The sequence below is a fragment of the Amycolatopsis rhizosphaerae genome (assembly GCF_007713715.1).
In the GTDB taxonomy this organism is placed as follows: Bacteria; Actinomycetota; Actinomycetes; order Mycobacteriales; family Pseudonocardiaceae; genus Amycolatopsis_E; species Amycolatopsis_E rhizosphaerae.
The window spans coordinates 1-12423 of the sequence record NZ_VJWX01000194.1 but is presented as its reverse complement, the minus strand read 5'-3'; the positions used below and the strand labels follow the sequence as shown (position 1 = coordinate 12423).

The 12423-nt window shown below is 69.9% G+C and carries 14 protein-coding genes and 1 pseudogene; 9 read left to right on the top strand and 6 right to left on the bottom strand.

The genetic code is table 11. The features are described from left to right. A partial coding sequence (locus FNH05_RS19530) for a hypothetical protein (RefSeq protein ID WP_222426657.1) occupies positions 1-184 on the bottom strand: 184 nt, incomplete at its 3' end. 214 nt (positions 185-398) lie between these two features. Between FNH05_RS19530 and FNH05_RS19525 the strand changes: the two genes are divergently transcribed. From FNH05_RS19525 to FNH05_RS19495, 8 genes are all read left to right on the top strand, one after another. Then, positions 399-1163, top strand: a complete 765-nt coding sequence (locus tag FNH05_RS19525; protein ID WP_144590140.1) for a crotonase/enoyl-CoA hydratase family protein — start codon at positions 399-401, stop codon at positions 1161-1163. 9 nt (positions 1164-1172) lie between these two features. Continuing rightward, positions 1173-2024, top strand: coding sequence for an acyl-CoA thioesterase (locus FNH05_RS19520; RefSeq protein WP_186382630.1), 852 nt, complete (start codon positions 1173-1175; stop codon positions 2022-2024). A 2-nt stretch (positions 2025-2026) separates the two neighbouring features. Continuing rightward, positions 2027-3166 carry a CaiB/BaiF CoA transferase family protein gene (locus FNH05_RS19515; protein ID WP_144590138.1) on the top strand — a complete coding sequence of 380 codons (1140 nt, stop codon included), beginning with the start codon at positions 2027-2029 and terminating at the stop codon, positions 3164-3166. Positions 3167-3369: 203 nt separating this feature from the next. Beyond that, positions 3370-3537, top strand: a complete 168-nt coding sequence (locus FNH05_RS38150; protein WP_186382629.1) for a hypothetical protein — start codon at positions 3370-3372, stop codon at positions 3535-3537. Positions 3538-3854: 317 nt separating this feature from the next. Beyond that, a complete protein-coding gene (locus FNH05_RS19510) occupies positions 3855-4337 on the top strand; it encodes a helix-turn-helix transcriptional regulator (protein ID WP_144590137.1) in 483 nt (160 codons plus the stop codon). Between the two features lie 84 nt (positions 4338-4421). Continuing rightward, positions 4422-5426, top strand: a complete 1005-nt coding sequence (locus FNH05_RS19505; RefSeq protein WP_246127836.1) for a lysozyme family protein — start codon at positions 4422-4424, stop codon at positions 5424-5426. A gap of 25 nt (positions 5427-5451) precedes the next feature. Further along, complete coding sequence (locus FNH05_RS19500; protein WP_144590136.1) at positions 5452-5853, top strand: hypothetical protein; 402 nt, start codon at positions 5452-5454, stop codon at positions 5851-5853. A gap of 125 nt (positions 5854-5978) precedes the next feature. Further along, the gene (locus FNH05_RS19495) at positions 5979-6338 is read left to right on the top strand and encodes a DUF3817 domain-containing protein (RefSeq protein WP_144590135.1); all 360 of its coding nucleotides are present in this window, start codon (positions 5979-5981) and stop codon (positions 6336-6338) included. On the opposite strand, the gene FNH05_RS19490 is transcribed toward FNH05_RS19495, so the two are convergent. The 5 genes and pseudogenes from FNH05_RS19490 to FNH05_RS19475 form a co-directional block, all read right to left on the bottom strand. Beyond that, positions 6304-7128 carry a spermidine synthase gene (locus tag FNH05_RS19490; protein ID WP_246127837.1) on the bottom strand — a complete coding sequence of 275 codons (825 nt, stop codon included), beginning with the start codon at positions 7126-7128 and terminating at the stop codon, positions 6304-6306. The genes FNH05_RS19495 and FNH05_RS19490 overlap by 35 nt on opposite strands. A gap of 51 nt (positions 7129-7179) precedes the next feature. Continuing rightward, positions 7180-7611: pseudogene (speD, locus tag FNH05_RS39765) on the bottom strand (adenosylmethionine decarboxylase); the annotation flags it as partial. Further along, entirely contained in the window at positions 7511-8641 is a 1131-nt protein-coding gene (locus FNH05_RS19485; RefSeq protein ID WP_144590133.1) for a type III PLP-dependent enzyme, read from the bottom strand. The gene FNH05_RS19485 and the pseudogene speD, both read right to left, overlap by 101 nt. A 12-nt stretch (positions 8642-8653) precedes the next feature. Continuing rightward, entirely contained in the window at positions 8654-10249 is a 1596-nt protein-coding gene (locus FNH05_RS19480) for a solute symporter family protein (RefSeq protein ID WP_144590132.1), read from the bottom strand. Positions 10250-10254: 5 nt separating this feature from the next. Further along, positions 10255-10668, bottom strand: a complete 414-nt coding sequence (locus FNH05_RS19475) for a DUF485 domain-containing protein (protein ID WP_246127835.1) — start codon at positions 10666-10668, stop codon at positions 10255-10257. Positions 10669-11515: 847 nt separating this feature from the next. On the opposite strand from FNH05_RS19475, the gene FNH05_RS19470 reads away from it, so the two are divergent. Continuing rightward, positions 11516-12423, top strand: a 908-nt coding sequence (locus tag FNH05_RS19470) for a nitrate- and nitrite sensing domain-containing protein (protein WP_246127834.1), incomplete at its 3' end; no start/stop codon positions are given.

The window sequence follows — 12423 nt, the reverse complement described above, 5'->3', positions numbered from 1 at the left end:
GCACCACGGTCGGCACCGGCACCGTGGTGGCGGGCCCGGTGGCGTTCTGGCCGCCCCCGCGAGGCCACAGCGTCACGGCCGCGACGGCGCCCGCGACGATCACCGCGGCCGCCGCCGCGGCCCCGATGATCCGGCGGCGTCTCGCCGGTTCGTCGCGGGGAGCCGGATCCTTCTGCTCTGTCATGGCTTCATCACCTCGGCTCCCACCCTCCCGGTGTCCAGCCATGACCTCGCAGAGACCGAAGTCCCCGTTTTCTCCGCCGAAAGCCCCCACACGGTGGCGACGTTGCCCCCGTGAAGGGCCCCCTTCACCGCCGAAGAGATCACGAAGCCATTGACCGACGGCCCCGGATAGATTAGTGATGCTAAGGGCTTTCCCGGGCAAAGGAGCTACTGCGATGGCGGACGACGTTCTGGTCACCGAGCGCGACCGGATCCTGGTGATCACGATCAACCGGCCCGCCGCGCGCAACGCCATCGACGCGTCCGTGACCCGCGGCGTGGCCGCGGCGCTGGACCTGCTCGACGAGCGCAAGGACCTGTCGCTGGGCATCCTCACCGGCGCGGGCGGCACGTTCTCCGCGGGGATGGACCTCAAGGCGTTCCTGCGGGGCGAGCAGTGCTCGCTGCCGGGCCGCGGTCTCGCTGGGATGACCGAGAGGCCCCCGGCGAAACCGATGATCGCGGCGGTGGAGGGATACGCGCTGGCCGGGGGCTGCGAACTGGTGCTGGCCTGCGATCTCGTGGTGGCCGCCTCCGACGCCCGGTTCGGCATCCCCGAGGTCAAGCGGGGCCTGGTGGCCGCGGCGGGCGGCCTGCTCCGGCTGCCGCGCCGGATCCCGCAGCAACTGGCCATGGAATACGCCCTGACCGGCGACTTCTTCTCCGCCACCGACGCGCACCGCTACGGCCTGGTCAACCGGCTCACGCAGCCGGGTGAGGCACTGGAAGGCGCACTCGAACTCGCCGGGCGGATCACCGCGAACGCCCCGCTGGCGATCCAGGCGACCAAGGAGGTCATCACCCGCTCGGCCGAGTGGCCCGCGGGTGAGGCGTTCGCCCGGCAGCAGGAGGTGGCCGGCCCGGTGTTCACCTCGGCCGACGCCCGCGAAGGTGCCCGGGCGTTCGCCGAAAAACGCGCGCCGGTGTGGCGCGGCGAGTAAAGGATGCCGATGTCCTCTTCTGTCGATGCGGCGCCGTCCGAGGCGCCGGGCCTGCTGCCCCTGCTCGACGTGCTCGATCTCGAACCCGTCGAGCTCGACATCTACCGCAGCCGCCGCGCCGGTGAGCCGGGGTTCCGGCTCTTCGGTGGCGAGGTGTGCGCCCAGGCCCTGGTTGCCGCCGAGCGCACCACGGCGCCGGAATGCCGCCCGCACTCCCTGCACGCCTACTTCCTGCGCCCGGGCGACACCGGGGTCAAGGTGGTGTTCCGGGTGGACCGGCTGCAGGAGGGCCGCACCTTCCGGCGCCGAAGGGTGACCGCGATCCAGCACGGCGAGCCGATCCTGTGCCTGGAAGCGTCGTTCACCACCGACCGGTCCGGCACCGACCACCAGGTGAGCGCGCCGGAGGCCCCGGCCCCCGAGGACTGCGAGCCGTTCCTGTGGCGCTTCCCCGCGGGATGGCCGCTCCAGCCCGGGGACGTGTTCGACGTGCGGCCCGCGACCACCGAAACCCGGGCGCACCGGCGGCTGCTCGAAGACCTGTGGTTCCGGCCACTGGGGGAAGACACCGAAGGCCGGGTGAGCCCGGCCGCGGTGCTGACCTACTTCAGCGACCTGACCTTCGTTTCGGCGCTGCTGCGGCCCACCGGCCGCACCGACGTCGACCACATGACCTCGCTCGACCACGTGCTGTGGTTCCACAACGAGGTCAGGCTCGACGACTGGCTGTACTTCACGAAGAACAGCCCGGCCGTGGGTACCCTGCGGGGCCTGGCCGAAGGCCGGATCTTCCACCGGGACGGGACGATCATCGCCACCGTCGCCCAGGAGGGTCTCATCCATGCGAAGCGGGAGTCCTGAACATGCCGGGTCCGTTGACGGGGTTGCGAGTGGTCGAGCTGGCGGGGATCGGTCCCGGTCCCCACGCGGCGATGGTGCTCGCCGATCTGGGTGCCGAAGTCGTCCGGGTGGAACGGCCGGGCAAGGGGTTCGACCCGACCGGTGACCACGCCGACCACCTGCTGCGCAACCGCCGTTCGGTCGCCGCGGATCTCAAGTCCGGCGAGGGCCGTGACCTCGTCCTGCGCCTGGTGGCGAAGGCCGACGTGCTGCTGGAGGGCTACCGGCCCGGGGTCGCCGAACGGCTCGGCGTGGGACCCCGGGAATGCCTCGACCGCAATCCGGGCCTGGTCTACGGCCGGATGACCGGCTGGGGCCAGGAAGGTCCGCTCGCCGACCGGGCCGGGCACGACATCAACTACATCTCCCTCACCGGCGCGCTGCACGCGATCGGGCGGTCCGGGGAGCGGCCGGTGCCGCCGCTGAACCTGGTCGGCGACTTCGGCGGCGGGTCGATGCTGCTGGTGGCCGGGGTGCTCGCGGCGCTGTGGGAGCGGCAGCGGTCCGGCCGGGGCCAGGTGGTGGACGCGGCGATGGTGGACGGCGCGAGCGTGCTGCTGCAGATGATGTGGGCGTTCCGCGGCGCCGGGAGCTGGAACGACCGCCGGGGCGTGAACCTGCTGGACGGCGGCGCGCCCTACTACGACACCTACACCTGCGCGGGCGGCCGCTGGATCGCCGTCGGCGCGCTCGAGCCGCAGTTCTACGCCGCGTTCCTGGCCGGGCTGGGCCTGGACGGCGAGGACCTGCCTCTGCACATCAACGCCGACGAATGGCCTCGCCTGCGGGAGATCCTGGCGGGGGCGATCGCCAAGCACACGCGGGACGAACTCGTTGCCATGGCCGAGGGCACGGACGCGTGCCTGACCCCGGTGCTGAGCCCGTGGGAGGCCGCCGGGCACCCGCACAACGCCGCCCGCGGGACCTTCGTCGAGATCGGCGGGGTGGTCCAGCCCGCGCCGGCGCCGCGGTTCGACCGCACGCCGCCGCAGGTGCCGCACGCGCCGCACGAAAAGGGTGCCGACACCGAAGCGGTGCTCGCCGAACTCGGCTACGACGCGGCCGGTATCGAGGCCCTGCGGGCCTCGGGCGTGATCGTCTGAACCGGCGGGCTTCGTTGCCGCGCGTGTCCGCGAGACAGATCGGGAGGAGATCATCTAGGGTGCACTGGGCCCGATGCGGCGACGGAAAGTGAGGGACCACAGCCAGACGGGTGAAACCCTGTCGAAAGCCGCTCGTGCCAGGCAGGATGACGCATATCGGGTGCGTGCCGGATGACGGCCCGCTCAACGATCGGACGGAGCGTATGTCGGCGAAAACCAAGAAGATCCTCATCGTCGCCGTCGTCGCGCTCGTGCTGTTCTTCCTGATCACCAGACCCACCCAGTCGGCCGGGGTCGTGCACAACGCCCTCGGCTGGCTTCGTGACGGCGCGGAGGCGATCGTGACCTTCGTCCGCACCCTCTTCTCCTGACCCAAGACCGGCCGGCCCGGCGTCGCCCCGAAGCGGCGCCGGGCTTCGGCATGCCCGGGAAAAGTCGCTACGAAAAGTAACTTTTCCCACATCTCGGCGGACTTGATTCGACCATCCGGGTGGATCGCGAGGTCTAAACCCCTGGTCGCGGAATTCGGGGCCCGGAAGGTCTGGCGCAGCGGCTCTGCCTGGCTCTACCGTGCTCACATTGCGTGACCGGGTGGTTCTGGCCAGCCGATCCGGCCGGGGCACGCTCGATCACTCGATCATCGCGGTTCGCAGTCAACACTTGTCAGTTGGGGCACAAGGAGGCAGGGATGACCGGAGATCCCGGAGTCGATGCGGTGATTCGGCAGTGGGCAGCCGAACGGGAGCAGACGGCCGAGGAGAAGGAGATCGACCGGATCGCGTCCGTCTGGCTCGCCGAGCTGCCGCAGCAGGCGCCGGGTATTCCCGGCCAGCGCGCCCGGACCGGAGCCCGCCGGTGGTCCCCGGTCGAATCCGCCGATCCCGACTACCTCGACGCGATGCGCAGGAGGCTGCCCGAGGTGCCGCTCGACCTGCTGGTCGCCGCGGCCGGGTGGTGGCAGATGGTCGGTGACGTCAGCGAAGCCGAGCAGTGGTGGGACGCCGGGATCAGCCCACTGGACCAGCGTGCCCTGGACTACCGTGCCGCCGGGCTCACCCCGGCCGATCTGGGCCGCAGGCTCGGCCCGATGACCGTCTTGCAGCACCTGCGGCGCGGCAGCGCCCCGGCCTGGTGCGTGGCCCGCCTCGCCCGGCAGCAGCGCGCCGGCTGAGCCCGTTGCGGCGATTCGCGTAACGTACGCCGGCGTGCGGTCGTTGGTTCCGCAACAGGGGCGCGTCGCCGGAGGGGCTGAATCTTGGGCAGTGAGCAGGCCGAGCAGGAGGTTGCCGACATGCTCCCGGCCGCGGTGGAGGCGGCGGCCGGGCCCGAACCGGAACCAGAACCAGAGGCAGAGCCGGAACCGGAACCGGAACCCGGGGTGGAACCGGAGGCGGAAACCCCGGCGGCTCCGCCGGACGGCGGCCGCCCGGCCCGTGCGAGGGCCGGACTGGCGGTACTCGGCAGGGTCGGCATCGTGCTCGCGGTGCTGACCGTGGCGGGCGGCGGGATCTGGGCCACCGGCCGGGCGGGCAGCCCCCAGGCGAGCCCAACCACCACCGAGATCCCGGCACTGCAGGTCAAGGCCGCCGACGTGGCCCCCGGTTCGACCGCCCCCGTCGACGCGACCGTCAACGGGGCCCAGATCGCCACCGGGCAGCAGCCCCAGCCGCAACAGCAGCAGCAAGGGAAGCGGCAGGGCAAGGACCTCCTGTCGCTGTGGGCCGACAAGGTGTCCGACGTCACCGGCATCCCGGCCCGCGCCCTGATCGGCTACGGCAACGCCGAACTGGTGTTGCGGGCCAGCCAGCCCTCGTGCCGGATCTCCTGGGCCACCCTGGCCGGTATCGGCCGCATCGAATCCAACCACGGGCAGTACGGCGGGGCGGTGCTGCAGGCCAACGGCTACCCCTCCAAACCCATCATCGGCGTCCCGCTCGACGGCACGCCCGGGGTCAGGGCGATCGGTGACACCGATCACGGCCGCTTCGACGGTGACCCTTATTACGACCGGGCGGTCGGCCCCATGCAGTTCATCCCCAGCACCTGGGCTCGCTGGGGCGGCGGCTACGACCCGCAGCAGATCGACGCCGCGGCGCTCGCGGCGGCGAAGTACCTGTGTGCCGGGGGACGCGATATGGCCAGTCCACCGGGCTGGTGGCAGGGGATCCTGTCCTACAACAACTCCGTGGACTACGCACAGAAGGTGTTCGGGCTCGCCGATTCCTACGCCAAGGCGGCCCAGGTGGTCCGGATGTCCTGAACACGGGAGTGCTAGCGTCGAAGGCGTGCCAGCCGGGTTCCTCACGCCACGCCGCCTGTTGATCGGTGTGCTGTGCCTGATCAGCCTTCTCGGGTCGGTCGGGCTCGCCTGGTGGCAGTGGGACCGCTTCGAGTCGGCCAGCGGCACCTTCCAGAACCTCGGTTACGTCCTGCAGTGGCCGCTGTTCGGCCTGTTCCCGCTGTTCCTGGCGTGGCGGATCCGGCGGCTGCGCCGCGAGGCCGCGGCCGAGGACGCCGCGAAAGACGCCGGGGAGAACCCGGGCAGCAGTGCCGAACCGGTCGCCACTGTCCCCGCGCCCCGGCCGGTGCGGCCCGTCCCCGCCGTCCCCGAGGAAGAGGACGACGAACTGGCCGCCTACAACCGCTATCTCGCCGAGCTGAACGCGCGAGCCCAACAGGAAAGCTAGATGTCATTCACCACGTCGGAGCTTTCCTCGCGAGGAACCACCTCAGAACCCGCGGCGGTGCAAGCTGACAGCCCACCACAAGCGGCTCCGCCGCTTCGAAACAACTTCTTGGAAAGGCAGCACACATGGTGAGCACGGAAGAACGCGACGGTTCCACGAAGGTCGCCGCATCGTCGCTGCGCTTTCGGGGGCCGCTGCTGCGCTACCGGGTCCTGGCCTACGTCACCGGTGTCGCCCTGCTGTGCCTGACCGCCGCGTTCATCCTGAAGTACGCCGCCGACTCACCGGGGATGATGCGGTGGGCCGGCCTCACGCACGGACTCTTCTACATGGTGTATCTGGTGCTGGCGGTCGACCTCGCGCTCAAGGCACGCTGGTCGATCAAGGGCACCGTGCTGGTACTGCTCGCCGGGACGATCCCGTTCCTGTCGTTCGTGGCGGAGCGCAAGGTCACGCACCACGTCCAGGCAGGCCGGAAGCTCTGACCAGCCGCGGCGGCACGGTGTTTCCGCGCAGCGCGTCGGCGTCGATGGTTTCCGGGCGGTAGGGCAGGGCGGCGAGCTTCACCGCGAGGTCCGGCTTCGCGTCGTCGGCCCGCGCCGACAGGAACGCCCATTCGTGCTCGTCCGACCCGTAGTACAGGACGGTGCCGAAGGCCTCCTTGAAGCGCCGCCACGCGGTGATGAGCGTGTCGTTGCGCCACATCGTCGGGCAGCCCGCCTGGCAGGAAACCACGCCGCCCGGGGCCAGCAGAGCGGCACACCGCTGCAGGAATTCCGTGCCGTACAGGCGGTTGTGCTGGGCTTCGGGGTCGTCGTTCTCGTCCGGAAGGTCGATCACCACGACGTCGTAACCGGGTTCGGCCTGCGCGAGGAACTCCCAGCCGTCCCGGTAGTGCACGCGCACCGGGCCCTCGCCCCGTTCGGCCGCCGCCAGTTCCTCCGGCGTGTAGCCGTAGGGAAGGTTTTCCGCACAGGCCCGCACGGTGACGCGGTCGATGTCGACGTGGTCGACCACCTCCGCGCCCGCGGCCACGGCCAGCTGGCTGGCCACGCCCTCGCTCGAGCCGATGATCAGCACGCGCCGGATCCGGTCGGCCAGCAGCATCGCGGGGACCATCAGCGCCTCGTGATAGGTGAGCTGGGTGGCCTCGGTGCTCTGCCGTTCGCCGTCGCAGAACAGCGAAACTCCTTGCGCGGTCCGGCCGATGAGCAGGTTCTGGAAGTCGGTGCGCGTCTCGATGATCACCTCCGAGACATCCCAGGAACGGGTCAGCCCGGTCCCGACCGGTTCGCTGACCGGGCGGCTCCCACGGCCGCGGGTGGTGGTGCTGCTGCGGACCCCGCCGGCCTTGAGGGCCTCCGCGAGCAGGCGCACCGCCAGCTCGGGATCGGCGCGCTCACCACAGGTGAACACGTCGGCGAAGGCGGTGCCGAGCTCGGGGTAGGTGTGCAGCGACGCATGGGACTCGGCCAGCAGCGCCAGGGCGGTCACCCCGTGCGGCTCGAACCGATGTGTCACCACCTGGCACACGGTGGCGCCGGCTTCGGTCACCACGGAACGCAGGGTTTCCTGCAGGAAGGCGGCGTCGTCGAGCAGGCGCGCGTCGATGCCGTCGAATTCGGCCAGCACGTGGCGGCCGGAGAAAGTACCGATTTCAGTCAAGGCAGTAGGTCCGGAGAGGTTCGATTCCGTTGAAGGACACCGAAGAGTAACTGGTGGTGTAAGCGCCGGTATCGAGGATGTCGAGTTGGTCACCGGGACGCAGGGCCAACGGCAGTTCGTAGGGGGTCCGCTGGTACAACACGTCGTCGCCGTCGCAGGTCGGGCCGGCCAGTACGACCGGGCCCACGGGGCCGCCGGGCCCGCCGACCGGCTCGAACCGGTAGGGGATGGCCTCGTTCTCCGTTTCGGCGAGACCGTTGTACCGGCCGATGTCGAGGTAGACCCAGCGGTGCCCGCCGCGCTGGGCCACCAGCACCACCTCGGTCCTGATCAGGCCCGCTTCCGCCACCACCGCCCGCCCCGGCTCGAGCACGATTTCCGGTGCCCCGCCGGGGAAATGGGCCTCCAGGCCGGCCCGGATGGTGGCGGCGTAGGCGGACAGGGGCGGGGCCGGTGTGCGGTATCCGATGCCGAAGCCGCCGCCCACGTTCAGCCTGCGGAGCCGGATCCCGTGCCCGGCCAGTTCGGTGAACACCTTGGCGGAGGTGGCGATCGCGGTGTCCCAGGCCGCGGGCTCGGTCTGCTGGGAGCCGACGTGGAAGGCCAGCCCGGCCGGGTCGAGGCCCTGTGCGGCGGCACGGCGGAGCAGGTCGACGGCCTGGCCGGGGGAACAGCCGAACTTCGCGCCGAACGGGGTGGCCGAGGCAGGCCCGTCCACGCGAAGCCGCACCGAGACCGAGGAGCCCGGGGCGCACCGCGCGAGGTGTTCCAGATCGGCTTCGGAGTCGGTGGTGAAGATGCGCACCCCCCGCTCGAACGCGAAAGCGATGTCCGCGGGCTTTTTGATCGGGTTGCCGTAGGACAGGCTTTCCGGCGCGGCCCCGGCTTCGAGGCAGGCGGTGATCTCCGCCGGGCTGGCCACGTCGAAAAGGCCCCCGGCGGCCAGCACGGCGCGCAGCACGGCCGGCTGCGGGTTCGCCTTGACCGCGTAGTACAGCCCGTGGTGCGGGAGTTCGGCGGCGAACTCCCGCACCCGGGCGGTCACCACCGCGGGATCGACGACCAGGCAGGGGGTGGGGGGTGCGTGTTCGGTGAGGAACCGATGGATCCGGTGGTGCGTCACGGCACCAGCGTGTCAGCCACCGATCCCGGTCATCGCACGGACCTCCATCTCGGCCTGCTTGGCCGGGTCCTCCTCGCTCTTGCCCAGGAACGTGCCGACGAACCCGCACAGGAACGAGAACGGGATCGACACCAGGCCGGGGTTGGTCAGCGGGAACCAGTGGAAGTCGACGCCCTTGACGATCGAGTCGGGCGCGCCGGACACCACCGGCGAGAAGATCACCAGCACCACCGAGGCGATCAGCCCGCCGTACATGGCCCACAGCGTGCCGTTGGTGTTGAACCGCTTCCAGAACAGCGAGTAGAGCAGCGTCGACAGGTTCGCCGAGGCGGCCACCGCCAGGGCCAGTGCGACCAGGAAGGCCACGTTCTGCCCGTTCGCGAAGATGCCGCCCAGGATGGCGAGCACACCGATGATCAACGCCGTGCGCCGGGCGACCCGCACCTCGTCCTCGGGTTCGGCGTTACCGCGCTTGAAGATGTTGGCGTACACGTCGTGGGCGAAGGAGGCCGACGCGGTGATGGTGAGCCCGGCGACCACGGCCAGGATGGTGGCGAAGGCGACGGCGGACACGATGCCCAGCAGCACCGTTCCGCCGATGTGCAGGGCCAGCAGCGGCGCCGCCGAGTTCTCGTGACCGGGCGCTGCCTTGATCTCGTCGCTGCCGACCAGCGCGGTCGCGCCGAACCCGATGACCAGGGTGCACAGGTAGAAGACGGTCACGCAGGCCAGGGCCCAGGCCACCGAGCGCCGGGCCTCGTAGGAGTTCGGCACCGTGTAGAAGCGCATCAGCACGTGCGGAAGGCTGGAGATGCCGAGGATGCAGGCCAGTGCCAGCGAGACGAAGTCGAGCTTGGTGATCCCGCTCTTGCCGTACTGCACCCCGGGCTGGAGCACGTGTTCGCCGAACGGGCTGTGGTAGGCGGCCTGCGACAGCAGGCCGGACAGGCTGAAGCCGAACTTGCCGAACAGGAACACCGTCATCAGCACCACGGTCAGCAGCAGCATGATCGCCTTGATGATCTGCACCCAGGTGGTGCCCTTCATCCCGCCGACCAGCACGTAGAGCACCATGATCAGGCCGACCACCACGATCACGATGGCCTGCCCGAGCCGGCTCTGCACATTGAGCAGCAGCGCGATCAGCGCGCCGGCACCCGCCATCTGGGCGAGCATGTAGAACAGCGAGATGACCAGCGTGGAGGTGGCCGCGGCCGCCCGGACGGGCCGCTGCCGCATCCGGTAGGCGACCACGTCGCCCATGGTGAACCGGCCGGTGTTGCGGAGCAGTTCCGCGATCAGCAGCAGGTCGACCAGCCACGCCACGAGGAAGCCGACCGAGTACAGGAAGCCGTCGTAGCCGTTGACGGCGATGGCACCGGCGATGCCGAGGAACGACGCGGCGGAAAGGAAGTCGCCGGACAGGGCGATTCCGTTCTGGCGCCCGGAGAAGGCGCTGCCCGCGGCGTAGTAGTCGGACCGGGACGATCCGCCGGTGCTGGCGCGGTACACCACGTACAGCGTGATCGCGACGAAGACCGCGAAGACGCCCAGGTTGAGCAGGGGGCTGGAACTGGCCGAAGAGCCGGCCGCGAGGACGGTCGCCATGGTTTTCAGCGGACTCCCGCCTGCTCGCGCACGTGGGCCACCTGCGGATCGATGTGCTTCTTGGCCCAGCGCAGGTAGGCGGCGCAGATCGCGACGGTGGAGACGAACTGGAGCAGCCCCATCACCATGCCCACGTTGATCTCGCCGTACACCTTGATGCTCATGAAGTCGTGCGCGTAGGCCGCGAGGAGCACGAACACCAGGTACCAGGCGAAGAACAGCGCGCTCATAGGGAAGACGAAGCGGCGGAACCGTGACCGCAGCCGGGTGAACTCCTCGCTCCGCTGGATCGCGACGTAATCGTGACCACGGGGCTTCCGGAGGGCGGTGGTGTCACTGTCCCCGGCTTCGAACAGGGCCGGTTTTCCACCGCTTTCTCGGGCGTTCCCCGTCGCGGTTGTCTGGGCGACGTACGGCAAGGCTACCTCCGCGAACTGAGCGAACCTGGGGGCGCACATGCTAACCACGCAGGTGGATGACGCTCTCAGCAGCCCGTTCGCTCTGTGAGCGAACCGGAAGACTTCAACGGTCGTTATCCCCGAAACGGCCCAAAATATCTCCGCCATTTGGCGGACAGGTTACGCTCCGTAATTGACAACGGAGGTGGTCTGGACTTTCCGTTACTCCGGCAGTGCCGCGGCCGATCGCTCCCTATGATGGAAAAGCGCTGGCCGCGCCGGATATTCCGTGGGGAAGCGACCATTAGTGCGGGGTGCCCCGGAAAAGACACGAGATCGGGCGTTATTCTCCCGTGGCCACCAATCGGGGGGTACGGTCCGTACGTGTTTGACGGGCGGCCCCGCCCAGGTCTGGGCTATGTGGGTGAAGGCGAGCCGGGCGGGTCCCGGTCCGGCGGTAACCGGCATGGCGCTTTCCCGGGCGTGATCACCGCACCGTCGCGCCAACTCGTCCCGGCCATCGGTATTTCCGCAGGTCGGAGGCGCTTTCTTTGGCTGGATCGAGATCCGCTCGATTGGTGTACGCTTCCTTGGCCACGTTGACGCACTGTGATCGAAGGTAACCGGTCTTGTCCCAGCCATGCTGCACACCGCATGATGCACGGACGTCAGGGTCGCCCAGATCGTGGACAGTGCTGTCGGCCGGGACCGAGCACTTACAGCAGGACATCGCAGTCGTTCCACCCGTGATGAGGAGAATCATGCGGTCGATGCGGAGCACCGCCGGGCAGTGCCCGGCCGCCCGCGGGTGGTCGGCGCGCGCAAGCCACGGACGCGCACTCACGACGCCGGACAGGGAGTCACTTTCGTGACCGATGCAGGACAGGGCCAAGTGCCTGTGGGACAGCTTCTCGGTCAGCAACCGCGGCCACCGTCGAAATGGGGCAGTATCGCGCGGTGGCGCGACTGGAGCATTTCGGTCAAGCTCGCCGCGGTGACGCTGGTCCCGATCATGATCGCGCTGGTGCTCGGTGGGATCACCATCGGCAACCAGGTCGCACGGTCCAACAACTACGAACGCATCGGCCGGCTCGTCACGCTCAGCGCGGACGTGCGGGCGCTGGTCGACGCGCTGCAGCGGGAGCGGACCGAGACCGCCCGGCTGCTCATCCAGGGCACGGTCGGCAGCACGCCCGAGCTCGACGCCGCCCGTGCCGCGGTCGACAAGGCGATCGCCCCGATCAACACCGACACCGACCGCGTGACCCAGCTGGACAACAGCGTCGCCGCGCCGGGCAGCGCGAGCAACAACGCGCTCGCCCGCCTCGGCGAGGTGCGGCAGCACATCGCGGCGGGCCAGGTCGACTCGATCCAGGCGCTGGACGCCTACTCGGCGATGACCAGCGCACTGCTCACCCTGGACACCTCGCTGGTCGCGGGCATGAACGACGACGCGGTCAGCGGCAGCGCCAACGCACTGCACGCCCTCCAAGTCGCCAAGGAGGAGGTGTCCACCTCGCAGGTGCTGATGGCCTACGGCATCTCGCGCGGTTCCCTCACCCCGACCCTGCTCAACCAGCTCCGCACCGCCGAGGTGCGGCTCGCCGACCGGCTGGAGGCCTTCCGCGCCTCCGGCACCGGCGCACAGCAACAGGACTTCGACCGGGCCGTCACCGGTCCGGACTTCGACAACCGCGGCCGCATGGTGGGCACCGTGCTCGCCGCGCAGGGTGCCAGCGGGAACGCGTTCAGCGCGATCCAGGCCGAGGCGTGGGC

Coding starts and splice junctions, on each gene's coding strand:
- FNH05_RS19515 (WP_144590138.1), top strand. CDS start 2,027: ATGCCGGGTCCGTTGACGGGGTTGCGAGTGGTCGAGCTGGCGGGGATC.
- FNH05_RS19510 (WP_144590137.1), top strand. CDS start 3,855: ATGACCGGAGATCCCGGAGTCGATGCGGTGATTCGGCAGTGGGCAGCC.
- FNH05_RS19495 (WP_144590135.1), top strand. CDS start 5,979: ATGGTGAGCACGGAAGAACGCGACGGTTCCACGAAGGTCGCCGCATCG.
- FNH05_RS38150 (WP_186382629.1), top strand. CDS start 3,370: ATGTCGGCGAAAACCAAGAAGATCCTCATCGTCGCCGTCGTCGCGCTC.
- FNH05_RS19525 (WP_144590140.1), top strand. CDS start 399: ATGGCGGACGACGTTCTGGTCACCGAGCGCGACCGGATCCTGGTGATC.
- FNH05_RS19480 (WP_144590132.1), bottom strand. CDS start 10,249: ATGGCGACCGTCCTCGCGGCCGGCTCTTCGGCCAGTTCCAGCCCCCTG.
- FNH05_RS19520 (WP_186382630.1), top strand. CDS start 1,173: ATGTCCTCTTCTGTCGATGCGGCGCCGTCCGAGGCGCCGGGCCTGCTG.